General features: G+C 62.8%; 21 protein-coding genes and 1 pseudogene. 6 read left to right on the forward strand and 16 right to left on the reverse strand.

Going from position 1 to position 23,377, the window contains the following annotated elements:
- Nucleotides 1-488, reverse strand: a 488-nt coding sequence (locus FHR21_RS20155; protein ID WP_276569311.1) for an RNA polymerase sigma factor, incomplete at its 3' end; no start/stop codon positions are given.
- Nucleotides 489-978: 490 nt separating this feature from the next.
- On the opposite strand from FHR21_RS20155, the gene FHR21_RS20160 reads away from it, so the two are divergent.
- The 3 genes from FHR21_RS20160 (at nt 979) to FHR21_RS20170 (ending at nt 3,686) form a co-directional block, all read left to right on the forward strand.
- On the forward strand, nt 979-2,061 hold the full coding sequence (locus FHR21_RS20160; RefSeq protein WP_184101662.1) for an aromatic ring-hydroxylating oxygenase subunit alpha: 1,083 nt from the start codon (nt 979-981) through the stop codon (nt 2,059-2,061).
- Entirely contained in the window at nt 2,058-2,375 is a 318-nt protein-coding gene (locus tag FHR21_RS20165; RefSeq protein ID WP_184101663.1) for a 2Fe-2S iron-sulfur cluster-binding protein, read from the forward strand. The genes FHR21_RS20160 and FHR21_RS20165 overlap by 4 nt, the downstream gene beginning before the upstream one ends.
- A gap of 84 nt (nt 2,376-2,459) precedes the next feature.
- Complete coding sequence (locus FHR21_RS20170; protein ID WP_184101664.1) at nt 2,460-3,686, forward strand: NAD(P)/FAD-dependent oxidoreductase; 1,227 nt, start codon at nt 2,460-2,462, stop codon at nt 3,684-3,686.
- Nucleotides 3,687-3,841: 155 nt separating this feature from the next.
- Here FHR21_RS20170 and FHR21_RS20175 read toward each other — a convergent pair whose 3' ends face one another.
- The gene (locus tag FHR21_RS20175) at nt 3,842-5,485 is read right to left on the reverse strand and encodes an arylsulfatase (protein ID WP_246427370.1); all 1,644 of its coding nucleotides are present in this window, start codon (nt 5,483-5,485) and stop codon (nt 3,842-3,844) included.
- 313 nt (nt 5,486-5,798) lie between these two features.
- On the opposite strand from FHR21_RS20175, the gene FHR21_RS20180 reads away from it, so the two are divergent.
- From FHR21_RS20180 to FHR21_RS20190, 3 genes are read left to right on the forward strand one after another with little or no spacing between them, the layout of a single operon-like run.
- A complete protein-coding gene (locus FHR21_RS20180) occupies nt 5,799-8,159 on the forward strand; it encodes a TonB-dependent receptor (RefSeq protein WP_184101665.1) in 2,361 nt (786 codons plus the stop codon).
- Between the two features lie 54 nt (nt 8,160-8,213).
- A complete protein-coding gene (locus tag FHR21_RS20185; protein WP_184101666.1) occupies nt 8,214-9,125 on the forward strand; it encodes an MBL fold metallo-hydrolase in 912 nt (303 codons plus the stop codon).
- A complete protein-coding gene (locus FHR21_RS20190) occupies nt 9,125-10,726 on the forward strand; it encodes a GMC family oxidoreductase (RefSeq protein ID WP_184101668.1) in 1,602 nt (533 codons plus the stop codon). The genes FHR21_RS20185 and FHR21_RS20190 overlap by 1 nt, the downstream gene beginning before the upstream one ends.
- On the opposite strand, the gene FHR21_RS20195 is transcribed toward FHR21_RS20190, so the two are convergent.
- From FHR21_RS20195 to FHR21_RS20260, 14 genes and pseudogenes are all read right to left on the reverse strand, one after another.
- On the reverse strand, nt 10,710-11,777 hold the full coding sequence (locus FHR21_RS20195) for an aromatic ring-hydroxylating oxygenase subunit alpha (RefSeq protein ID WP_184101670.1): 1,068 nt from the start codon (nt 11,775-11,777) through the stop codon (nt 10,710-10,712). The two genes, FHR21_RS20190 and FHR21_RS20195, sit on opposite strands and share 17 nt — an antisense overlap.
- Nucleotides 11,778-11,785: 8 nt before the next feature.
- On the reverse strand, nt 11,786-12,592 hold the full coding sequence (locus FHR21_RS20200; RefSeq protein WP_184101672.1) for an alpha/beta fold hydrolase: 807 nt from the start codon (nt 12,590-12,592) through the stop codon (nt 11,786-11,788).
- Between the two features lie 23 nt (nt 12,593-12,615).
- Complete coding sequence (locus FHR21_RS20205) at nt 12,616-14,067, reverse strand: aldehyde dehydrogenase family protein (protein WP_184101674.1); 1,452 nt, start codon at nt 14,065-14,067, stop codon at nt 12,616-12,618.
- A gap of 49 nt (nt 14,068-14,116) precedes the next feature.
- Nucleotides 14,117-15,559 (reverse strand): carboxylesterase/lipase family protein, encoded by a 1,443-nt coding sequence (locus FHR21_RS20210; protein ID WP_184101676.1) that lies wholly within the window; start codon nt 15,557-15,559, stop codon nt 14,117-14,119.
- A gap of 146 nt (nt 15,560-15,705) precedes the next feature.
- Entirely contained in the window at nt 15,706-16,191 is a 486-nt protein-coding gene (locus FHR21_RS20215; protein WP_276569312.1) for a MarR family winged helix-turn-helix transcriptional regulator, read from the reverse strand.
- Between the two features lie 53 nt (nt 16,192-16,244).
- Nucleotides 16,245-17,009, reverse strand: coding sequence for a 2-keto-4-pentenoate hydratase (locus tag FHR21_RS20220; protein ID WP_184101688.1), 765 nt, complete (start codon nt 17,007-17,009; stop codon nt 16,245-16,247).
- Nucleotides 17,009-18,043, reverse strand: coding sequence for a 4-hydroxy-2-oxovalerate aldolase (dmpG, locus tag FHR21_RS20225; RefSeq protein ID WP_184101690.1), 1,035 nt, complete (start codon nt 18,041-18,043; stop codon nt 17,009-17,011). Before dmpG ends, FHR21_RS20220 begins: the two co-directional genes overlap by 1 nt.
- The gene (locus FHR21_RS20230; RefSeq protein WP_184101692.1) at nt 18,040-18,981 is read right to left on the reverse strand and encodes an acetaldehyde dehydrogenase (acetylating); all 942 of its coding nucleotides are present in this window, start codon (nt 18,979-18,981) and stop codon (nt 18,040-18,042) included. Before FHR21_RS20230 ends, dmpG begins: the two co-directional genes overlap by 4 nt.
- Nucleotides 18,982-19,000: 19 nt before the next feature.
- Nucleotides 19,001-19,798, reverse strand: a complete 798-nt coding sequence (locus FHR21_RS20235; RefSeq protein ID WP_184101694.1) for a 2-keto-4-pentenoate hydratase — start codon at nt 19,796-19,798, stop codon at nt 19,001-19,003.
- On the reverse strand, nt 19,798-20,487 hold the full coding sequence (locus FHR21_RS20240) for a class II aldolase/adducin family protein (protein WP_184101696.1): 690 nt from the start codon (nt 20,485-20,487) through the stop codon (nt 19,798-19,800). Before FHR21_RS20240 ends, FHR21_RS20235 begins: the two co-directional genes overlap by 1 nt.
- Complete coding sequence (locus FHR21_RS20245; protein WP_184101698.1) at nt 20,477-21,370, reverse strand: VOC family protein; 894 nt, start codon at nt 21,368-21,370, stop codon at nt 20,477-20,479. Before FHR21_RS20245 ends, FHR21_RS20240 begins: the two co-directional genes overlap by 11 nt.
- Before the next feature lie 46 nt (nt 21,371-21,416).
- Entirely contained in the window at nt 21,417-21,611 is a 195-nt protein-coding gene (locus tag FHR21_RS20250) for a tautomerase family protein (protein ID WP_184101700.1), read from the reverse strand.
- A gap of 4 nt (nt 21,612-21,615) precedes the next feature.
- Nucleotides 21,616-23,103 carry a 2-hydroxymuconic semialdehyde dehydrogenase gene (locus tag FHR21_RS20255; RefSeq protein ID WP_246427372.1) on the reverse strand — a complete coding sequence of 496 codons (1,488 nt, stop codon included), beginning with the start codon at nt 23,101-23,103 and terminating at the stop codon, nt 21,616-21,618.
- A gap of 136 nt (nt 23,104-23,239) precedes the next feature.
- A pseudogene (locus FHR21_RS20260) lies at nt 23,240-23,377 on the reverse strand (S-(hydroxymethyl)glutathione dehydrogenase); the annotation flags it as partial.

The raw sequence follows: 23,377 nt of genomic DNA on the forward strand, positions 1-23,377 counted from the left end.
TGCGCTGCGCGCGCCTCCGGTCGGGCTACGCCCGCCCTCCGCCGCGCGCAGCGCAAGGCCATCTTCAACAAACCAACATCATATCCAAAAAGGGGATCCCTCTTCGACGCCGATCGGGGGTCCCTTTTGAACGCCGTTTGACATATAAGAACGTGCTCCGGCGAAAAATCCTTCTCGCCATGACGATCTTGATCGAATGGTTCGTATAGATGATTGCGGTGCGTAATCTTCTTTCGCAGATGATCGGTCAGAACGCTGCTTGCGGTCTCGAACACATAGGCGCTGAGATTTTGGCGCTCGAGTTCCGACGCGCTGCCGCGCTTGATAAGGCGCACGAACACATCCTGCACCATGTCCTCAAGATCGCTGACGTCGCTCGTCCGGCGACCGAAATAGGTCAGCAAGGAGCGCCGAAACTTGCGGTCGAGCCGATCCAGGATCGCCCTGTCTTGCGCGCTATATTCGTGTCGTTGTCGCCGGTTGACCATATCTCTCACCCTCGCGCGCGAGGATGATTTACAATCTGGGCGGGTGCAAGATGGGTTATGGCGGTGCGATCAAATGGCAAAAAGAGCGACAGCCGATATATTAGATCGGCGCCCGACCCGCTTAAGAATGGGGCTAGCCCGAAAGCCATGCCCGGTCATTTCGTCCTTCGCAGACCAAGGCGCCGCAAAGCCGCGTTGAGCCCGTTTTGCAACATCAGGCGAAAAACGGAGCGAAGGGATAGAAAAAGATATGGGCTCAAATATCGTCCCGTCCCGTTCGCCGCCACTCCGTTTTCTGACTTTGACAATCACGGAGTCCCGACTCCAACTTGACCCACCGCGCATCATCGGTTAATGCTATGCTAGCATAAGTTATTATGCGATGCTTTTTGATCGTATCAGCTCGTCGCCGGAGACAACGCAGCTTATGATCACGACGCATTGAAGTTACAAAGCGAGGAAGAAAAATGCCGGTGAGAGAGGATTTGCGATGAGCTACCTAAGCAACTGCTGGTACATGGCGGCTTGGGCGGACGAAGTCGAGAACGGTGGCCTGCTCGCCCGAAAGCTTCTCGATCAGCCCATCGTGCTCTTTCGCGACGAGCAAGGGGAACTCGGAGCACTTTATGACCGCTGCCCTCACCGGTTTGCGCCGCTGAGCAAGGGACAAGTCGCTAACGGGGGGCTAACCTGCGGCTATCATGGGCTTGCCTTCGACCGCAATGGGACATGCGCCCACAACCCGCATGGCCCGATTCTCCGCAACCTTTCCGTCAGGCAGTATCCGGTCGTCGAGGCCCATCGCGCGATCTGGATCTGGATGGGCGATCCCGCCCTTGCCGAACCGGGCAGCATTCGCGACCTTAGCTTCCTCGTCTCAGCCCCTGAAACCGCATTCAGCAAGGGCTATCTGCATGGGCAGGGCCACTACCTCCTCTATGTAGACAACATTCTCGACCTGACACATGTCGATTATCTCCATGCCACAACGCTGGGAAGCGGTGCCTTCACGCGCACGCGCGCGCAGGTGTCCGAAACAGATGGTCATATCCGAGTGCGGCGCGACTGTCTCAACGAGATTCCGTCGCCGCTGATGCGCTCCATCCGCGGCATTACCGAAGCCGATCGTGTCGATTACTGGAACACGGTCGAATGGTCCGCCCCCGCGGTGATGACACTGAGCGGCGCGAACGTTCCGGCGGGAGAGGCGCGCGACGGGCCGCACAACAATATGAACACGATGAACGTCCATATCATGACCCCGGAAACGAGCCGAACGACGCATTATTTCTTTGCCAGCACTCGCGATTTCGCTGTGGATGACGCCGCGTTCAACGCGCGCTTCGCCGAGACGCGCAACAATATTTTCTCGACCGAAGACGAACCGATGATCCAGGCACAGCAACAGCGCATGGGCGACGCGGATTTCTGGGATCTGCAACCGCAACTCTTGCGCATCGACGAACCTTCGGTGCGAGTGCGGCGCAAGCTCGCGCAGATGATCAAGGCAGAAGCAGAGCGCGAACAGACATGTCACCAGGTCGAACAGTCGGCGGGCGCACCCGAACGATGATACGCATTCTGGTGCGCGACAGGCAAGGCAACGACCGCACGGTCGAGGCCGAACCCGGACTATCGCTAATGGAAGCGATACGCGAAAATGGGCTGGACGAGTTGATCGCCTTGTGCGGCGGCTGCTGCTCCTGCGCCACATGTCACGTCTACGTCCGGTCGCCTGATCTTGGCGCACTGCCACCGTTGAGCGGCGACGAAAACGACCTGCTCGAGAGTAGCGATCATCGGCAGTCGGCATCGCGGCTGTCCTGCCAATTGACGCTTTCGGCCGAGCTCGACGGCCTCGCCGTCGAAATTGCCCCCGAGGACTAACCTCTCGTCCCACATAAGTCGCACCGAGGCCCCTGTTGTTGGCGAGAGGCCGAGCAGCGGCATCAGCCTCCCGGAGTCCGTGTCATGCGCCATTTTGATATTCTGATTGCGGGAGCGGGCCATGCCGGAGCACAAGCCGCAATAACGCTGCGTCAATTGGGTTTCTCGGGCTCGATCGGTCTGATCGGCGCGGAAGAAGACCTTCCGTATGAACGCCCTCCCCTCTCCAAGGAATATTTTGCCGGCGAGAAGAGTTTTGACCGCCTCCTGCTTCGCCCCAGAGCGTTTTGGCTAGATCGGAACATCGAGACCTTCACCGGTCTGCGGGTCGATACGATTGATGTCGGCCGGAAGCGTGCCGGGACCAGCCGGCACGAGTTTGAATATGGCAAACTCATCTGGGCGGCTGGTGGCACCCCACGCCTGCTGACCTGTCCGGGCGCGAACGCCGGAAATGTTCATGTCATCAGGCAACGTGGAGACGTCGACAGGATTCGGGCGCAGTTGGATCGTGTATCGTGTGCGACCATCGTTGGTGGGGGCTATATCGGCCTCGAAGCGGCATCGGTTCTCACCAAGCTCGGGAAGAAGGTCGTGCTGCTGGAAGCGCAAAAGCGCGTCCTCGAACGCGTGGCCGGTGAACAGCTATCTCAATTTTTCGAAGAGGAGCATCGACGGCACGGTGTCGATCTGCGAACTGGCGCAGGCGTCGAAGCGATCGAGATAGTCGCCGAGACGGCCACCGCCGTGGTGACACGGGAGGGCGAGCGGATCGTCACCGACATGCTGATTGTCGGAATAGGCATCCTACCCGAAATCGGACCGTTGGCGTCAGCCGGCGCCGCAGTAGGCGACGGCGTGCATGTCGATGAATATTGCCGTACCAGCCTTGCCGACATCTACGCCATCGGTGATTGTGCATCGCACATAAACGCTTTTGCCAATGGAAAGCGTGTCCGTCTGGAATCGATTCAGAACGCCCATGACCAAGCCAAAACAGTTGCCGCGCATATCGTCGGCATCGATTCTCCCTATGACGCCCTTCCCTGGTTCTGGTCGAATCAATTTGATCTCAAGCTGCAGACCGCCGGCATCTCGCGGGGACACGATCAGACCGTGATGCGCGGAGACCCGGCGCGTCGAAGTTTCTCCATCCTTTATCTGAGGGGAGGCCGCTTGATCGCGCTCGACTGTGTGAACAGCGTTAAGGATTATGTCCAAGGCCGCGCGCATATCATGTCGGGCGCCGTTCTGAGCCCCGCCCTGCTCGCGAATGATTCCATCGCTCTCAAGGACATCGCTTCGACATAGGATCGATCCGGCCGCCGAAAAGGGCAGCCCGGATTCCATCACCTGCATTCACCTCGGTCGCCGCCGACGACCAATGCCTGGGCGCACATTTGATCGATGTCACCGGCGGCGCAGAAACCCGCACCAGCGCGGATTTCAAACGCGGGGAGCTTCGTCTATTCGCCCGGCGGCGGAAATACTCCCTTGGCCGTGGCATAGGCGTCATAGTCGCCGACCAACTCGCGCAGCTTTTCCGGTTCGGTATCCGCTAGATCTTTGGTTTCACCGGGATCGCGCGCGATATTGAAGAGCTGCCAGCGAGGTGTCTCCTCGGCTTGTCCCCGCACATAGAGGGCTTTCCAGTCCCCCTTTCGAAGGGCGCGGTGAAAGAGCAGTTCATAGCCGAGCGGCTCTTCCGACGAGCGAACCGAAGTGGCTTTTCCTCGAAGTAAAGGGCCGAGGCTGTGCCCCTGATGCCGCAGGATCGTGCGGTCGGCATAAGTTGCGGGCTGGATGAGGTCGGCGAGATCGAGCAATGTCGGCGCGATGTCGCGCACATCCAGAGTGGCGTGGACGATCCGCTTCCCTACCACGCCCCGGCCCGCAGCGAAGGCCGCGACGCGGATCCCCCCTTGCGCCGGATAGCCTTTCATCAGGCGCGACGGGGCTGAGGCGGCCTGCGCCCAACCGGAGCCATAGGAGACATAGCTGTCGAAATTGCCAATATTGCCGAGACCATTGTCGATACCCAGTCTCCGGTCTGGCGGTCCGTGTCGTCGGTGATCCGGGGTTGCGCGGGGGTTACCGGCGGGTCCGTTGTCGGAAAGGAACAGGATCACCGTATCGTCATAGCGACCAAGCCGTTTGAGCTCCGCGACCAGGCGGCCGACATTCTGGTCCATCCCCTCGACCATCGCCGCGTAAACCTCCATCCTGCGAGCCTGATCCGCCCTTTCCCCCGGCCCAAGCGAATGCCATGGCCTGACGCCGGTCATGGGATGCGGGATAGTATCGGCGGGAATCAGGCCCAGCCGTTTCTGTCCGGCAAGGCGGGCCTCGCGCAGCGCGTCATAACCCTTGTCGTAGAGTCCCCGATATTTCTCAATCAGATGGCGGGGCGCCTGAAGCGGCCAATGGGGGGCGGTGAAGGCGAGATAGGCAAAGAAAGGCCGGTCGTCGCCCGCTCGGGCGCTGTCTTCGAGAAATCCGATCAACCGGTCGACCAGATAGTCGGACGAATAGGCTCCAACCGGAAACTCGACCGGCTTGCCATTTTCGCGATAGCTGGGCGCAAGACCGGCTCTGCGCCACGCGCCCTGCTGATCCGCGCCGAAATGATTGGCCGCCCCTTCCAGCAGCGCGAAGCTTTTTTCAAAGCCGCGCGCCGCGGGCTCACGATCCGGGGTCAAACCCAGATGCCATTTCCCGGTCATTAGAGTCAGATAGCCGCCCGCCTTGAGGAGTTCGGCGATCGAGGCCACGCGATCGTTCAGATAAGTTTCATAGCCCGGCGCCCCCCGCGTCGCGTCATCGGCCAGTTCAGCCATCGTACCCAATCCCGCCTGATGGCTGTCGACGCCGCTCATCAGCATGGCGCGCGTTGGCGAACAGGCCGGCGCCGTATGAAAGCCCGTGAAGCGAATCCCGGCAAGCGCGAGGGCATCAAGATGCGGCGTCTCTATTTCGCCGCCAAAGCTCCCCAAGTCCGACCAACCCAGATCGTCGGCAACGATGACAAGATAATTGGGTCGGTCCGGCGCGGCGCTGTTGGACTGGCTTGCGTGGACCGAATGCGATCCCGGAATCGGCGCGACAGACAAGGCGACAATCGCTGCAGCAGCTATAAATGGGCGAATTGCCAATTGCCTAACCCCTCCACGCCTGTTTTGTTAGTTCATATATTATGTCAGCATAAGTTATTATTGCAATCCTTATGATAGGCCATTATCATCCTGGCGGAACGAGGCCTGAAACGGCCCGTCGATGGGAGGGGAAATTATGATGTCAGCATATTATTTGCGGGGCGCTGGGACCGCCGCAATTGATCAGGGCGATGCGTCGAGGACTTCGGCTCATCCAAAGGTCCGCTCAAAATGCACCCTTATCCTGACGGCCTCGACATTGGCCCTGGCCTTGCCCGCCACCGCATATGGGCAGGAGGACGCGGTTGCCGAAACGGTCAGCAATTCGTCCGAGGGCCTTGAAGAAATCGTCGTCACCGCGCGCAAGCGGGCCGAAAATCTGCTCGACGTCCCGGTCGCCGTTTCGGCGGTGTCGGCGGGTGAGATCGCAGCCACCGGCGTCAAGAGCATCACCGAGATCGCGGACTATACCCCCGGCCTGACGTCGCAGGGCCAGGGTGCAGGCGGCCTGCCCGACCGTTCGGCCAGCCGCCTGGTGTTCCGCGGTCTTTCGACGAGCTTCGGGACGATATTCATCAACGGCGCACCCTATACCGGCAATAATTCGCCCGACATCACCGACCTTGAGCGATTCGAAGTGCTGACAGGGCCGCAGAGCGTCTATTTTGGCCGGTCGACCTTCTCCGGCGCGATCAACTTCGTGACCAAAAAGCCGTCGAACGAATATGCGGGACGGGTCAGCGCGGAGGCAGGTACCGACAATCTTTACGAGTTGCGCGGATCGATCGAAGGTCCGCTGATCCGCGACGTGCTGACCGCCCGGCTGAGCGTGCGCCACTATGAGTTCGGCGGCCAATATCGCTCGGCCGTCAACAAGCTACCGCTCGGCCAGCAGCAGACCGACAATGTCTCGCTGGCGCTGGCGGCCACGCCTTCGGCGAACGTCGATATGTCGCTCTTCTATTCCTACAGCCGCGACAACGACAGCCATCCGGCGACCGCGAAGCTGATGGCCTTCGGCACCACGCCGCTGCTCGACTGCAACCTCGGCGGCACCAGTCCCTATTATTGCGGCAGGTTGCCGGACCTGTCGGACATCGACCCGGCCCAGATCGGAGACAATATCGTCGTCAACGACCTGATCCGCAGCGCGCTGGTGGACAACAGCCTTCTGAACCTAGACGGCTTCGGCCTCGGCCCGTCCCTCGGCCGCTTCGGCCTGAAGCGTGACATCCACCATGTGAACGGGCGGATCGACGTCGAGAGCGACGGCGGCTGGCAATTTTCGGCGCTGGGTTCCTATACCCATTTGGCGCTGACCAATATCCGCGCGTTGATCGGCCGGGACACGTCGGACATTCCCAACCCCTTCCTAGATCCGGCACTGGCGGGGCTCCAGCCCCAGTTCATCCAGCTTGCAGGTCTCGCAAAGCGCGAGACCAACGACCTGTTCGGCGAATTTCGCGTGTCGTCGCCGCAGGACAAGCGCGTCCGCGCGACGTTCGGGGCGAGCTATTTCAAAGTCTATGGTCCAGCGACCGTCGGCTATCTGATCACCAATGTCGGTCCGCTGCCCTCCACGTTCGACGGGGGAACCGATTCGGGCGTCAGCACGCCGGCGGTTTTCGGCGGGCTCTATTTCGACCTGTCCGATGCCGTGACGATCAGCGCGGAGGCGCGCTATCAATGGGACAAGATATCGCAGCAAGCTGTGTTTCCGGTGCCCGGCTCCCTTTTGCAAAATACCTTCCGCAGCTTCTCGCCGCGCGTCACCGTCGATTACAAGATCGCACCCGATCACATGGTTTATGCGACCTTCTCGCGCGGCTTCAAGCCGGGCGGATTCAACGCGGTGCTGCCAACACTCGACCCCGAGCTCGCGGCGCAAGTGCCATCCGGCTTCAACACTTTCTTTGCCGAGGAGCAGCTCGACAATTATGAGATCGGGCACAAGGGCAGCTGGTTCGACCGCAAGCTGCGGACGACGCTGGCGCTCTATTATCTCCAGCTCACCAACGGACAGGTCACGACGCCGGTTTTCCTGCCCGGCCCGCCTGCAACGCCGATCAATCTGGTCAACAATGTCGGCAAGGTGAATCTGTGGGGCGCCGAGTTCAACGGCGACCTGTTCGTCAGCGACAATCTCACGCTTTCCGGGTCGGTCGACTATAATGACAACAAGATCAAGCGCTCGGTCTTTCCCGACGGCGGCTTCATCATCGGCACGACTGACGTGTCGGGAAACATGCTGGACCATGTGTCGAAGTGGCGCTTCAGCCTGTCGCCGGTGCTGAGCTTCGACGGGCCGTTCGGAAGCAAGAGCAGCCTGCGGCTCGACTGGCTCTATCGCAGCAAATGGTTCATCGACAATGGGAACTCCGCCTATGTCCGCGGCCGCCATCTGGTCAACGCCCGGGCCAGTTTCGATGTGGGCGAGCGGTTCAGCTTCGAACTCTATGTCAAGAATCTGTTCAACGACGACAGTCTGGCCGAAGCGCTTCGGGCACCCGACACGCTCTATTCGGCCGCGCCACCGCAGCTGACGCCGGTCATTACGCCAACACAGAACACGATCTTCCTTGGCCTGCCGGAAAAGCGGCGTTTTGGCGCCAAGGTCAGCCTGCAATTCTGAAGCGCGGCGCCGCCATCAGCTTTTTTTGAGGACGAACCGACCTTGTCAAAACCGTTGCTGATCGCGGCCGCCATCGCTTGTGGAACCTGCACCGCCATGGCTCAGGATATGTCGGGCACTCCCCTTCGCTCACAAGCGATCGGCGAGAATATATACAGGGTCGATGGCGGGATCGCCAATACGGGCTTCGTGATTGCCGAGAATGGCGTGATCGTCATCGATGCCCAGCGCACGCCGGCCGAAGGGGCGGCACAGATCGCCTTGATCGCCGCGACGACACCGCGCCCAATCGCTGCTATTCTCTTGACTCATGCCGACCCCGATCACGTCGGGGGGCTGCCAGCCTATCCGGACACGGCTCGCATCATCGCGCATGAAAATAGCCGCGCCCAGATACTCGCTGCTGCCAACGCCGATGATGGCGGGCCATTTTTCGGACCGCTGTACAAGGCCGTCGCATCCAGCCGCATGCCGCACCAAGTGATCGGCGCAACCGAACGCATGGTGCTTGCCGGAACAAGGGTGGAAATGATCTACGTGGCTCCGGCACATGGCAGCGGAGACCTGATCGTCTATTTCCCCGATCATCGGGTCGCTTTTGCGGGCGATATCGTGCTGACCGACCAGGGACGATTCCCCAGCATCCGCCGGGGCGGTTCATCGCTCGGGTGGATCGAGGCGATGCAGACGATCCTCGCGCTCGATGCGGACGTGATCGTACCCGGGCACGGGCCGATCGCGCCGCGCGCCAGACTCGAAATTCAGCTTCGCGACGCCATCGAACGCAGACGTGCGATCAAGCAAATGGTCGAGGAAGAAAAAACGCTGGATCAGATCGACGCCGCTCTGCCGCCCGAAAATATAAATCCGCGCTTTCCCAGCTTCAATCGGACGACCTATGACGAGCTTGTGAAAGGCTATCCCGAACAAGTGCCGCCCTGGCATGGCCTGACGGAGCGGCCATGATGCCGAGCGGCAGCGAAATATATGATTATGTCATTGTCGGCGGGGGTTCCGCCGGCAGTGTCGTCGCAAGCCGCTTGAGCGAGGATCCGGACCTGTCGGTCCTGTTGATCGAAGCGGGCTCCGACGCGCGGAGCCTCTATATGGCGATGCCGCTCGCCTATCGCATCCTTCGGACCAAGGGGTTGTTCGATTGGGGCTATGAATCGGCACCCGAACCCTTCGCCGACGACCGCCGCGTCCCGGCCCCGCGCGGACGGGTGCTTGGCGGTTGCTCATCCATCAACGGGCTCATGTATTCGCGCGGCCATCCCGGCGACTATGACCAATGGGCACAGATGGGCGCGTCGGGCTGGAGTTTCGACGATGTCCTCCCCTATTTTCGTCGGTCGGAACGCAACTGGCGCGGCGAGACGGCGCGGCACGGCGGCTCTGGCCCGCTCGCCGTTACGCGGGCCGACAGGTCCGATCCACTGACATCCGCGCTTCATGCCGCCGCCCATAGCAAGGGCCATCGGGTGGTAGAGGATTTCGAAACCGACGGCCCCGACGGCTTCGCCCTTCCTGATCTCACGATCGACCGGGGGCGGCGCGCGAGCGCGGCGCATGCCTTTCTTCACCCCGTCCGGCGCAGACCCAATCTGACGATCCGCACCGGCGCGCAGGCAACGCGCATCCTGTTCGAAGGCGACCGCGCTAGCGGCGTCGAATATCGCTACGCCGGCCACGTCCGAATCGTCCGTGCGACGAGAGAGGTCGTCCTGTGCGGCGGCGCGTTCGCTTCGCCCCATCTGCTGATGCTGTCCGGCATCGGACCGGGCGACGCACTCGGCGCCCACGATATCAAGGTTCGATCGGACCTGCCCGGAGTCGGACGAAATCTGCAAGATCATGTCGTGACGCCGATGATGTTTGCGGCGCGCCGGCCCTTCGCTTTCGGCCGGCGTCTGCGTGCCGATCGCATTGCGCTGGCGGGACTGAAATGGTTGCTGTCGGGGGGCGGGCCGGCCGCGACCGTGCCTTTGACCTCAATTGCCTATCACCGCTCACGCCCGGATCTCGAACGACCTGACCTAGAGAATATCTTCCTGCCTACCGGTATGGACGCTCGGGTCTGGTTCCCCGGCTGGCGTCAGCCGGTGCCCGACATGCTGACCTCAATCAATGTCATACTGCGTCCGGCAAGCCGTGGCTTTGTCACGCTCGCGTCCGCCGACCCACTGGCGCCACCGCATATTCAGTATAATCTGCTGGCCGACGCGCAGGACCGGGAACGGCTGAAATATAGCGTCGCCTGGACGCGCGGCCTGATGCGCACGGCGCCGATCGGTGATTTCGTGGGCGAGGAAATCTTCCCCGGCCCCGACTTCACCGACGATCAGGCGCTGGAAGCCTATGCCCGCCAGACCGTCGCGACCGCACATCATCCTGGCGGAACCTGCGCGATCGGGTCGGTCGTCGATCCCGCGCTGCGGGTCCATGGCGTCGGCGGACTACGCGTCGCCGACGCCTCGGTCATGCCCGAGCTGATCGGCGGCCATACCAATGCGGTTGCGATAATGATCGGGGAGAAGGTCGCCGACCTGATCAAAATGGCTGGCTGAGTCGCGCTTTCTGAGGCGGGTGAGACGCGGTAGCGGAACGCGCTCGCTCGCGTCGTATCAGCCGTTGCAGGACGCGGCGCGCCAGAATCGCCCCGCTATCGCTCGAGAGGATCAGCGGCTCCATATCCCAGAAATCGCTGTCGCCCATGTTGCGCTGTACCTCTTCGAGCACGACACCATCCTCGCGCTCGAAAACATCCAGCGCCAAGGCGAGTTTCTTGCGGCGTCCGGCATCGGCATTTTCAAAGAAATAATGGGTCGTACGCGATGTCTCCGGGGTCATGATATGCACGCCGGCCCGTTTGGCCGCGGGCTCCCCCTCGCCGACCGGTCCGACGTCGTTGCGCAGGATCATGACGCCGGCAGGATACCAGGTTACCTCGAACCGGCTGTCGACCTCGGCACCGTCACGAAGCGACCGCTCCATCGCCATGCCCTTACCGGTAAACGCCCATTCGACGGTAACGATGTCGCCCTCCAGTCGCGCCCTCGCCTTGGTCCCCGCGATTTCGCCGCCCGTTCCCAAAGTGGCGGGATGGATGAAGTCGGCGTGACTGAGGTCGAGGATATTGTCCGACAGCAGCTGATAATTCGCCTTGGTGAGCAGATAGCCCGGAGCGCGGTCGGTGGGATCGGTGGTTTCCAGCAAGCACAGGTCCGGAATGCGCGCGGGATCGGCCGCCATGATGTCACCGAGCCAGATCCACAGCGCGCCGTGGCGCTCGACAAGCGGATAACTTGCCACGCGCGCACGTTCGGTGATCCGGCCATCCCCGTGCGGATTGTGAACGCATTGTCCGCTCATATCGAAACGCAGGCCGTGATAGGGACATTCGACGAGATCACGTTCAAACCGCCCCTCGCTAAGCGAAGCGAAGCGGTGCGGGCAGACATTGCCGATCGCGGCGGTATCGCCCTTCAGGCCTCGCATCAGCAGCACGGACCTGTCGAGCAGCACGCGCCTCATATGCTCGCCAGGCCGCAATTCATTCGCCCATGCCGCAACATACCAGCAATCGAAAAGATAGGGCGATTGAAGCTCTCTGGTCACGGCGACCGTCAGTCCCGAGCCAACATATCGAGCGTCTCAGCGACAAGTGCCGCAAGCATCGTTGGGTCGGTCAGATGCGCGAAATGGCTCTGACCATGAACGGGCAGTAAGGTCATGCCGGCAAGGCGCTGGACCAGGCCCGCAGCATTGTTGCGTGTCCACTGATCGGCCATCGACCCGAGCAGCAGAGCGGTGGGCGCCGTCAGCGCAGCGCAATCCTCTATCGTCGGCGCAAAGCCGTCCAACGCCGCAACCTCCCGCAGAAAACTGCCCAGCAACGCATGATGGTGATCCCAGGCCGGCGTTCCGCGCGTCGCTTCGACGAAGTCGACAGGCATCCGCAGCACGCTCGTGTAGAGCAGGACAAGCGCTTCCTCCGTCCTTCCATCATCGAACAACGCCTTTACCGGCGCCAGCTTGTCGCCGCCGACCAGCGCGGCGACCGCGGTAGTCGGTTCGTAGAGGATCAGCTTTCCTTCGAAGCCGGTGCGCAGCGCATAGCCCAGTGACAAGGCCCCGCCATAGGAGTGGCCGAAAAGGTCGACATCGCCCCCGAGCGCCGTAACCACCGCAGCCAGATCATCGATTTCGCGGTCGAGGCTGTGCGCGGGCGCATCGCCGCTGCGTCCCCGTCCCCGCCGTTCGACGATCGCGACTTGGCGACCTGCCGCAAGCGGCCGCGCGGTCGCAAACCATTCATCGGCGATGGTGAAGCCGCCGTGCGAGATCAGCAATGGGCGCCCCTCGCCGAACGTGACATAGGCGATTTCCACGCCATCCACCGCAGTGATCCGATGCTCTTGATGGTCGATCATGCGCGTCTCCTGTCGACGATGGCTCAATGGAGCCGGGCGATGACGGACTTGGTCTCCATGAAAGCATCGAGCCCCTCTGCCCCGCCTTCGCGGCCCCAACCAGATTCCTTGTAGCCGCCGAAGGGCGTCCAGAAATCGGTGGGGCGGTGGGTGTTAATCCAGATCGTCCCGGCCCGGATGGCGCGCGCGACCTGATGCGCCTTCGACAGCGACGTCGTGTAGACGGCGCCTGCCAGGCCGTAGCGCGAGGCGTTGGCCTGTCTGATCGCCCAGTCGAGATCGTCGAACGGCATCGCCGACAGCACGGGACCGAAAATCTCTTCGCGCACGACCCTCGCGTCAGCGGGCGCGTGCGACAGGATTGTCGGCTCGATGAAGAAGCCGCTGCCTCCGCGCCGCCTACCGCCAGTGGCAACCTCCGCGCCCTCGGCCACGCCGCTATCGATATAAGTCATGACGCGGTCGAATTGCACCTGCGATATGACCGGCCCCATCTGCGTGGCCTCGTCGAGGCCGTTGCCGACGACGAGCTTCGACGCGATGTCGGCGACCGCCGCCATCAGCCGGTCATAGATGCCGCGCTGCGCATAGAGTCGCGATCCCGAATGGCAAGCCTGACCCGAATTGCTCATGATGCCGCCGACGATCGCAGGCGCCGCCATGTCGATGTCAGCATCGTCGAGTACGATCACGGGCGATTTGCCGCCCAGTTCAAGCGAGAGGCGCTTGAAATTACCCGCCGACGCCTCGATCAGCCGGCGTCCGGTCGCGGTCGAGCCGGTGAAGCTGATCTTGTCGACGTCGGGATGATCGGCCAGCGCCTGCCCCACGACCGAACCAAGGCCGGTGATCACATTGAGCACGCCCGCGGGCACGCCGGCCGCCTCGACGATGCGGGCGAGGCGGATCGTGTTGAGCGACGTATCCTCGGCGGGCTTCAGGATCACGGTGCATCCCGCCGCGAGCGCCGGGGCCAGCTTGTGGCACGCCAGCATGAACGGCCCGTTCCATGGCACGATCAGCGCCGCGACGCCGACGGGTTCCTTCAGCGTGAAGCCATGGAATGCATCGCCGGCTCCGATTTCGCCGGTCTGACCGTGAATCTTGCCGATCCAGCCGCCGAAATAGCGAAAAGCCTGCGCGCCATTGGCGATGGTGGCGCGCGCCATCGCGACCGGCATGCCATTCTCGCGCACTTCCGCCACCGCCAGTTCGTCCGCTGCCGCTTCGATCCGGTCGGCGATGTCGAACAATATCTTCGCACGCTGCGGATAGGGTATCGAAAGCCAGCGCCGTTCGTCGAATGCCGCGCGCGCGGAGCGCACCGCCGCATCGACATCCGACGCATCGCCCGCGGCGACCTCGCCCAAGCTATCGCCCGTCGCCGGGTCGATGCTGGGGAAGTGCCCGCCCGAATGGGCGTTCCGCCATATGCCGTCAATCAGGAGCGTTTCCGCTCCGGCGCCTGTTGCCATCTCTCTAACCTCTTCTGTGGGACCGACTGCGTCGTCGTTCACCGCCAGCTTATGATGTTGAATCGAATGCTTCCGAAAGGAAACGCATATGTTCCGCCCGCCAGCGCGCGCCCTCCGTCACCGGCAGGTCGAGCCGCTGATAGCGCTCGCTTTCAGCATCGAAGGCCGGCCATTCGGACACCCCCGGCAACGACGGATCGCCATTTTCCGCAAAGGCGAGCAGATAACGGCCGATCAGATCGGCCATTTCGGCATCGGCCGGGGTGACATGCGGACGCGTGTCGAGGAAGGTTTCCGCCTCCTCCGAATGGGTCGGCGGCTTCCGCGTGTTCCCATGCCGATAAGTGTATACGAAGCGGAATGTCTGCGGTTGACGACGAGCGAAGGCGCGCGCGAGCCGGTCTACCGGATGGTTGATCGATATGTCGCCATAGGCGGCAGCGACGGCGGCGGCCACATCCTCGTCGCTGGCCGCTGGATAAAACATCGCCGCCTGGTCGGCATGGATACCGACACTGTCCGACAGATAGCGCGAAAGGTCCGCCCGTGTCGAAATCGCCATGCGCCGCGTGAAGAAGCGCCCCTCATCCTCGTTCGTTCCGATGATGACCGGGACAGCGGCAAAGCGGTCCTCGGCATAGGAACGATCGCTCGTGATCAGATGGCCGTCGATGATCGGCCGCATCGGCCGTGCCACCGACAGGTTCGAGGGTCCGGCAGCTAGCAACTTTGCAGCGGCCAGCAATTCGTCCACCGTCAGGGCGCGCATATCCTCTGCGCTCATATCGAGTGCCGCCGCCGATGTCTCCGCCTGGTCCAAAGGCAGCAGTGGCGAGATCGACCCGGGAGAAAGAAGAATGGCACGGTCGAACAGCGGCCGTTCGCGCTCCATCGCCAGCATCAGCAACCCCGCCGCCGCGCCCGACGATTCGGCCATATAGCTGATGCGATTGGCGTCACCACCAAACGCCGCGATATTCTCACGCACCCATTCGAGCGCGGCGACTTGATCCATCAGACCATAGTTGCCCGAACTGCCGACAGGAGATTCGGCACTCAGCGCCCGATGTGCAAGAAATCCGAAGATGCCGAGCCGGTAGTTGAACGACACCACCACGGCGCCCCGCGCCGCGAGCTTTGCCGGATCCTCGACCACAAAGGCCCCGCCACCAGTATTGAACCCGCCACCGCCGGACCAGATGATCACCGGCCAGCCGCCCTCGCGCTTTTCCTCCGGCGCCCAGATGTTAAGAAACAGACAATCTTCCGATTGTGCCGGCGTACGCGATTCCCGGATGCCCGCGACCTGAATCGCATCGGCCCCAAAGTCGAGCGCATCCTTCACATCGGCCCAAGGCGTTACCGGCGACGGCGGCCGCCAGCGCAGCGGCCCGACGGGCGCCGCCGCATAGGGAATCCCGCGAAAGGCAATCAAACCATTGTCGAGGCGGACACCGCGCAATTTACCCGCGCTGCTACTGACAATCGGCATGACATCTCCCCTTTCGATGCGTCAGGCGGCGCACCCGTTCCCAGCCGTCATTCGATTGCGACCGAAGCAGCCTATATATTATGATGGCATAACTTATTATATAGTGTCAACACGGCTCGCGTGCATGTTCGGCGCGATCGTCCTTGTCAGCCGGCCTCGCCCGAATCCTCGCCGACCGGGCCGAGCCCGAGCAGAAGTCGCAGACAATGGAGAAAAACGGGCCGCATATCCTCCGGCAACGGTGCCAGAATTTCCGTCTGGGCGGCGACGACCAGCGGAATGCGCTCCAGCAACATGTCCCGCCCGGCGTCGGTGATATGCATCGTCCATGCCCGCCCGTCGCGGGCATCGCGCGACCGCGACACCCACCCGCGCGCGATCATGCGCCCGAGCATCTCCGCGATGGTTGCCTTGTCGAAACCCGTGAGGGCGACCAGCCCGTTCTGGGCTGCCCCGGGATTCTGATAAAGCGCGATGAGCAGCGCCATCTGCTGGCGCGTGACATCATCGCCCACCTGCCCCGCGAAAATCTCATAGGATCGCTGGTGATTCCGGCGCAGCAAATGGCCCGGCGTATCAAGCAGATGCAAGCTGGACAGCAGCCTTTCCCTCTCGTCCCGATCGTCGTGCATTTATGAGCCTGCCTTGCGTTCCGCAGCCATGTGACAGCGAGACGCCAACTGCGTCAACCGGAGGAGACGCGAAACTCCGCGCGGCCCAGATGCTGCACTTCCAACCGGACATGCTGCCCGGGTGACAGTGCCTCCGCCGCCGTGGCGCCTCCCGCCATCACCACATCCCCGGCCTGCAGCGGTTCGCCCGCACGCGCCGCGAGCCGGGCCGCGGCGATCAGCGACCGGATCGGATCGCCCAGGATCGCCGCAGTCGAACCGACCTGCCGCGCTTCTCCATCGAATCCGAGAATTAGGCCTAGATTCGACAGGTCGGTCGCCGGATCGGCCCAGGCGCCGGTCACGAAAGCCGAGGACGAACTATTGTCCGCGATCACATCGGTCAGCGAGAATTTGAAATTCTCATAGCGGCTGTCGATGATCTCCAGCGCGGGGGCAACCCCCGCCAGCGCCGCGCGCGCGGCCATCGGCGTCACCTTTTCTCCCAGCGGCGCGCCGAGCAGAAAGGCGATTTCGGGCTCGACCCGCGGATGGACGAAAGCCGGAAAATCGATTTCGCCGCCATCCTCCACCAGCATGGCGTCGGTCAATCTGCCCCACAGCATGTCCTCAACGCCCATCTGCACCATCTTGGCGCGGCTGGTCATGCCCATCTTGATCCCGACTCGGCGCTCACCGCGTGCATAGCGCAGCGCCATCGACCGGGCCTGAACGGCATAGGCGTCCTCGACGCTCAGCGGATCGGTGAGCTGCGGGGTCGCGGTCGCCGTCCGCGCCGCCGTGTCCAGCCGTTCGGCCAGTGTTTCGATCAACGACATCAGGCCGCCTCCCCCTGCTTGAGCATGTCGAGCGCAACGTCGACGATCATGTCCTCCTGTCCGCCGACCATCTTGCGACGACCGAGTTCGACGAGGATCGTACGTGTATCGAGGCCGTAATCGGCGGCCGCCTTCTCGGCGTGCCGCAAGAAGCTCGAATAAACCCCGGCGTAGCCGAGCGCGAGCGTCTCGCGGTCGACGCGGACCGGACGGTCCTGAAGCGGGCGGACGAGATCCTCGGCCGCGTCCATCAGCGCCATGACGTCGCAGCCATGGTTCCAGCCCTTGCGGTCCACCGCGGCGATGAACACCTCCAGCGGCGCATTGCCCGCCCCGGCCCCCATGCCCGCCAGACTGGCGTCGATGCGCACCGCGCCTTCCTGCGCAGCGACGATCGAATTGGCGACGCCGAGCGACAGATTGTGATGCGCATGCATGCCGCGCTGCGTCTCCGGCTTGAGCACGCGGTCATAGGCTTGGAAGCGGGCGCGCGCACCGTCCATGTCCAGCGCGCCGCCGCTGTCGGTGACATAGACGCATTGCGCGCCATAGCTTTCCATCAGCAGCGCCTGCTGCGCCAGCACCTCCGGCTCGATCATGTGGCTCATCATCAGGAAGCCCGACACGTCCATGCCGAGATCGCGGGCGATGCCGATATGTTGCTTCGACACATCCGCCTCGGTGCAATGCGTCGCGACGCGGACCGAACGAACGCCGATATCATAGGCGCGCTTCAGTTCCTCGACGGTGCCGACACCGGGCAGGATCAACGTGGTGAGCACCGATTTGGTGAGCACTTCGGCAACGGCTTCCAGCCATTCCCAGTCGGTGTGTGCGCCAAAGCCATAGTTGAAGCTGGCGCCGTTCAGGCCGTCGCCATGCGCAACCTCGATCGCGTCCACCCCGGCGTCATCGAGCGCCTTGGCGATCGCCCTGACGTGATCGATACCGTACATGTGGCGGATGGCGTGCATGCCGTCGCGCAGGGTGACATCCTGAATATACAGCTTGTCCTTGGATATATCGAAGCTCATGCGACGACCTTTCTCGCTTTGATCCTTTCGGCGAGCAGTTCGCCGGTGGCCTTGGCAGCGGCCGTCATGATGTCCAGATTGCCCGAATAGCTGGGCAGATAATCGCCCGCGCCCTCGACCTCGAGGAAGATCGAGGTCTTGAGGCCGGTGAACTCGCCGCGTCCCGGAATCTTCAGGCGATTATTGTCGCCGAAGCGTTCGAACTGCACTTCCTGCTTGAGCCGATAGCCGGGCACATAGGCCTGCACCTTGGCGACCATGTCCTTCACCGACGCCCGGATCGTCTCTTCATCCGCCCCTTCCGACAGGGTGAATACCGTATCGCGCATGATCATCGGCGGCTCCGCCGGATTGAGGATGATGATCGCCTTGCCCTGCGCCGCGCCGCCGACCTTCTCGATCGCCTGTGCCGTGGTGCGCGTGAACTCGTCGATATTGGCGCGCGTGCCGGGCCCCGCCGACCGCGACGAAACCGACGCCACGATCTCGGCATAATGCACCGTCGCCACCTGGCTCACCGCGGCGACCATCGGAATCGTCGCCTGCCCGCCGCACGTCACCATGTTGACGTTGGTCGCGTCCAGATTGGCGTCCATGTTCACGGGCGGAATGGTGAAGGGGCCGATGGCGGCGGGGGTCAGGTCGACCACCAGCTTGCCGTCAGCGCGCAAGGCCTCGTCATGCACCCTGTGCGCATAGGCCGAGGTCGCGTCGAACACGATGCCGATCTCGTCATAGCAATCGAGTTTCTTCAACCCTTCCAGCCCCTCATACGTGGTCGCGACACCCCGATCGCGCGCCATGGCGAGGCCTTCGGACGCGGGATCGATGCCGACGACCGCGGCGAGTTCCATATTCTGCGGATATTTGATCATCTTGATCATCAGGTCGGTGCCGATATTGCCCGAACCGATGATCGCTGCTTTCACTTTGCCCATTTTGCCAACCCCATGAATTTCATTGACCGAAGCGGACGCGCGCAGAGCCTACGCCCTCGATGCGCGTCTCGAAAACATCGCTAGGCCGGGCGTCCACCATTGGACCCAGCGCACCCGACAAAACGATGCTTCCCGCCTCTAGCGGGCGACCGACCTTTGCTAAGGTGCGCGCAAGCCAGCCGAGCGCATGGAGCGGGTGGCCAAGACAGGCGGCACCTGCACCGAAACTCACCGGCTCGCCATTCTTCTCGAGGACCATACCGCAGAGCCGCAGGTCGAGCCCCGCGACCGGCACCGGCGTCGTCCCGAGCACGAAAAGGCCAGACGAGGCATTGTCGGCGATCGTGTCGACGATGCCGATGTCCCATCCCGCGATCCGACTGTCGACGATTTCCAGCGCGGGCAGCGCATAGTCGACCGACGACAAAAGCTCCGCCGTTGTCAGCCGATCGATGTCCGGCGCGCGCCGCATGACGAATGCCACCTCTGCCTCGACCTTGGGCTGAAGAAGGCGGCATGGCGCAATCGCGGCGCCATCCTCGACCGCCATGTCGGCGAACAAGATGCCGAAATCCGGCTGATCGACACCAAGCTGAGCCTGCACCGCCTTCGCGGTCAATCCGATCTTCGCGCCGACGATGATACGCCCCTCGTGCAACCAGCGATCGGTATTAAGCGCCTGGATCGCATAGGCGTCTTCGATCGTGCCCGCGTCTTCAAACGCGCGCCGGATCGGCCGGACCGCCTCGCCGCCATAGGCCCCGGCCAGCGCATCGGCATGGCCTTGCAAAACTGAAGTCGCATCTGTTCGGCTCATCACGCCGCTTCCTTCCATTCCACGTCCCCAAAACAGAGAAAATCCCACATGCGTTCATAGATGCCGCCCGCGGCGGTCGCGCGCGCCGCCGCCTCGTCGGCGCTATATTCCAGCACCTCCACGCCGGTCCCGCGCGCGGGCAGCAACGCCACCTCGACACGCGCCGCATCTTCCAGGAAAAAGGCGTTGGCGGACGCCTCCTCCAACCCGGCCCCGGTGACGAGAGCCCCATTGCCGCGCAATATGATGGCGATCGCATCGCCGAGCATGTCCGCCACCTGCCCCGCGGACTCATCGTCGCGGATCAAGGCGGTGCCTGGCCACAGCGGCGGTGCCGGAGCGAAATAGGTTCCAAGGCCATGCAGGGCGCGCGGCGTCCGCCCCAGCGCCGACAACGCCATCACCGCCGGCGGCTGCACACGGCAAATCCCGCCGACATCGGAGCGGCGGCGGTAGATTTCCCGGTGGAGCCGGACCTCGCCCAGCACGCCGTCGGGCAGCGGCCCATCGAGCGGCACCAGCGTCCCCCGGTCGGCGGCGGAAACCGTCGACAGGGGACAAGGCGGCGTGACAAGGAAATGCGCCGCGTCCACGCGCCGGCTGACATGGCCATAGGCGTGCGCCAGCCCATGCCGTCCCATCGCGCGCGCCGCGAGCCGCAGGATGCGATGTGCCTCGTCAGCCGGCATGGGCGATGCTGCCTTCCGCCTCGGACCGAAATTCGGCGATGTCGGGTTTCGATCCCCAGGTGCAATAGCTGGTCGGCTCGCGGCGGAATTGCCGCGGCACATGCACGCGCTCCTCTTCCTCGGAAAAGACGCGCACGCCGCAGCTATATTCGTAGATCATGCCGTCGGGGCCATAGAAGTAGAGGAAGCGCGCGCCGGACGTCGCGTGGCGTCCCGGTCCAAAGGCGATCTGCACCCCCTGTTCCTGAAGGAAATACCAGGATCGCATGATGTCATCGACTTCGCCCACCTGGAAATTGATGTGGTGGACACCGGCATAGGCCGAATTGAACAGGGCGACCTTATGATGCACGCCATCGATCCGCAGCAGCGCCGCATCCTCGATCCAGTCGCTGACCTTGGCGCCAAGGCGGCCGGTCCAAAAGGCTTCGTCAGTGCGGGCGTCGGTCGTGCGCAGGCCGATATGACTGAAAGATGTGATGCCGGCGGCGCGTGACGGGAAATAGCGCCGCCCGCTGGCCGCGGGCCGCGAGACCAGTTCGATGGCATTGCCCGACGGGTCGGCGAAACGGATCATGTCGCGCACCCGGCGACGCTCGCACTCCTCGGCGCTACCGCGGCGGACCGCGATACCGGCCCTCTCCATCTCGGCGGCGGCCTGGTCGAGTTGCTCGCCCGTCGCCATCTCAAAGCCGACTACATGCCCTTCCGCGGCTCCCTTCACATAGCAGATATTATGGTCGCGATCGTCGCCACGCAGATAGGCGGCGTCGGAATCGCGATGCACGAGTTCGAGACCCAATATGCGGATCGCGAATTCGACACTTTCGTCGAGCCGGTCGGTGCCGACGCGGACGTAGCGGATATCGTGCAGATCGGCCATCTTTGCCTCCGTTTTCAGACGCGCGAGGGGGGGGGGGGCGGGCGCGTCAGCCCTTCGCCCGCGCCGCCATCGACTGGCCGGCGACGAACCATTTCTCGGCGGGAATTTCGGTCACGACAACGCGGATCCGGTCGCGTGGCGCCGCCAGCGATTCCGAAATAGCGACCGTCACCGCCTCCGCCATGTCGGCGATCATTTCGGGCGTGCGGCCTTCGAGGATGGAAATCTGGGCAAGCGGCATCGGATCAGACCTTTATGCAGATGTTGGTGATTTCGGAGTAGAAGGCGATCGAATGGGCACCCCCTTCGCGGCCGAAGCCCGATTGCTTTGCGCCGCCGAAAGCAGTTCGCAGGTCACGCAGAAACCAGCTGTTGACCCAGCTGATGCCAACATTCATCGCCCGCCCAACCCGGTGTGCGCGCGACAGGTCGCGGGTCCATACCGAAGAAGCGAGGCCATAGTCGGTGTCGTTCGCCAGACCGATCGCCTCCTCTTCGCTGTCGAAGGGGGCGATGTGGCAACAGGGGCCGAAAATTTCCTCGCGAGTGACGCGCGCGTTTTGCGGCAATCCCGTCCAGATCGTCGGCTCGACGAAATAGCCGCCTGCCGCCAAACCCTCCAGCGCCGGAACGCCCCCGCCGGTAACGAGCGTCGCGCCCTCCTCGATCGCGAGTCGATAATATTCGAGTACCTTCTGGCGATGCTCCTCAGAGATCAACGGGCCGAGGTCGGTGCCGTCGGCATCGGGAAGCCCGGGCCGCAGCGCTTCTGCCTTTTCCTTCATTGCCGCGACGAAGCGGTCGAATATCGGCCGCTCGACATAGATGCGTTCCGGCGCCAGGCACACCTGCCCGGTATTCAGGAACGCTGCCCGCGCAAGGCCGGCAACCGCGGCATCGAAATCGGCGTCGGCAAAGACGATAGCCGGATTCTTACCGCCCAGTTCGAATGACAGCGCCTTGGTCGTCGCGGCGGCCGAACGCATGATCGCGGCTCCCGTTCGCGTTTCGCCCGTGAAGGTGATCGCCCGGATACCGGGATGCGAGGTAATCATTTCGCCGGCGGAGCCGGGGCCGAAACCATGCACGACGTTGAAGGCGCCCGCTGGGATGCCAACCTCGTTCATCACCTCGGCCAGCAGCGTCGTGGTCGACGGTGTCTCCTCCGAAGGCTTGACGACGACCGCGTTACCGCATGCCATGGCAGGTGCGACCTTCCAGGTCATCAGCAACAGCGGCAGGTTCCAGGGACTGATCACCCCGACGACACCTAAGGGCTTGCGGACCGAATAGTTTATCGCGCGACCGCCGTCGGGCGTGTCCATCTCGAACGCCTCATCGGGAAGGCTGGCGATGAAATCGGCGAATATGCGAAAATTGGCGGCACCGCGCGGAATATCGAGATGCGCCGCCATCGATCGCGGCTTGCCCGTGTCGGCGATCTCGGCCTCCAGAAATTCGTCGAAGCGTTCTTCGATTCTCGCGGCCACCTGCGCCAACAGCGCACGCCGTCGAACGAGCGGCATCTGTCCCCATTCGCCGTCAACGCAGCGACGCCCAGCCGCCACCGCCGAATCAATCATCGTGGCATCGGCCTCGTACGCAACGGCATGCACCGCGCCGGTCGCCGGATTACGGATCTCAAACGGAAGTCCCCCATCGACGAATTCGCCATCAATGAAATTTCGCAACGGACGCCGCTGCGTGCCCGCGCCGCCTTTGGCGGATACCAAGGTTGAAGTGGTCACTTTGCGTTCCTTACTGACTCGATAAATTAAGATGTATACGTCCTATTTAATAGCGTCAACGCGAACCTGACTGGCTTCCGTATATCTCAGCGACAGTCGCGACCGGACGGCGTCGGCCGCCTCAATAAACCACCACGCTGCGGATGCTTTCCCCCGCGTGCATGAGGTCGAAGCCCTTGTTGATCTCTTCCAGCCCCATGACGTGGGTGATCATCGGGTCGATCTCGATCTTGCCCTGCATATACATGTCGACGATCTT

Source organism: Sphingopyxis panaciterrulae (genome assembly GCF_014199295.1).
GTDB lineage: Bacteria > Pseudomonadota > Alphaproteobacteria > Sphingomonadales > Sphingomonadaceae > Sphingopyxis > Sphingopyxis panaciterrulae.

Bases quoted from the DNA above. Each gene is read 5' to 3' on its own strand.
- FHR21_RS20245 (WP_184101698.1), bottom strand. From the start codon at position 21,370: ATGGCCGATCTGCACGATATCCGCTACGTCCGCGTCGGCACCGACCGG.
- FHR21_RS20220 (WP_184101688.1), bottom strand. From the start codon at position 17,009: ATGTCGTTGATCGAAACACTGGCCGAACGGCTGGACACGGCGGCGCGG.
- FHR21_RS20205 (WP_184101674.1), bottom strand. From the start codon at position 14,067: ATGGCAACAGGCGCCGGAGCGGAAACGCTCCTGATTGACGGCATATGG.
- FHR21_RS20250 (WP_184101700.1), bottom strand. From the start codon at position 21,611: ATGCCGCTTGCCCAGATTTCCATCCTCGAAGGCCGCACGCCCGAAATG.
- FHR21_RS20230 (WP_184101692.1), bottom strand. From the start codon at position 18,981: ATGGGCAAAGTGAAAGCAGCGATCATCGGTTCGGGCAATATCGGCACC.
- FHR21_RS20170 (WP_184101664.1), top strand. From the start codon at position 2,460: ATGCGCCATTTTGATATTCTGATTGCGGGAGCGGGCCATGCCGGAGCA.
- FHR21_RS20240 (WP_184101696.1), bottom strand. From the start codon at position 20,487: ATGCCGGCTGACGAGGCACATCGCATCCTGCGGCTCGCGGCGCGCGCG.
- FHR21_RS20190 (WP_184101668.1), top strand. From the start codon at position 9,125: ATGCCGAGCGGCAGCGAAATATATGATTATGTCATTGTCGGCGGGGGT.
- FHR21_RS20210 (WP_184101676.1), bottom strand. From the start codon at position 15,559: ATGCCGATTGTCAGTAGCAGCGCGGGTAAATTGCGCGGTGTCCGCCTC.
- FHR21_RS20165 (WP_184101663.1), top strand. From the start codon at position 2,058: ATGATACGCATTCTGGTGCGCGACAGGCAAGGCAACGACCGCACGGTC.
- FHR21_RS20235 (WP_184101694.1), bottom strand. From the start codon at position 19,798: ATGAGCCGAACAGATGCGACTTCAGTTTTGCAAGGCCATGCCGATGCG.
- FHR21_RS20160 (WP_184101662.1), top strand. From the start codon at position 979: ATGAGCTACCTAAGCAACTGCTGGTACATGGCGGCTTGGGCGGACGAA.
- FHR21_RS20215 (WP_276569312.1), bottom strand. From the start codon at position 16,191: ATGCACGACGATCGGGACGAGAGGGAAAGGCTGCTGTCCAGCTTGCAT.
- FHR21_RS20200 (WP_184101672.1), bottom strand. From the start codon at position 12,592: ATGATCGACCATCAAGAGCATCGGATCACTGCGGTGGATGGCGTGGAA.
- dmpG (WP_184101690.1), bottom strand. From the start codon at position 18,043: ATGAGCTTCGATATATCCAAGGACAAGCTGTATATTCAGGATGTCACC.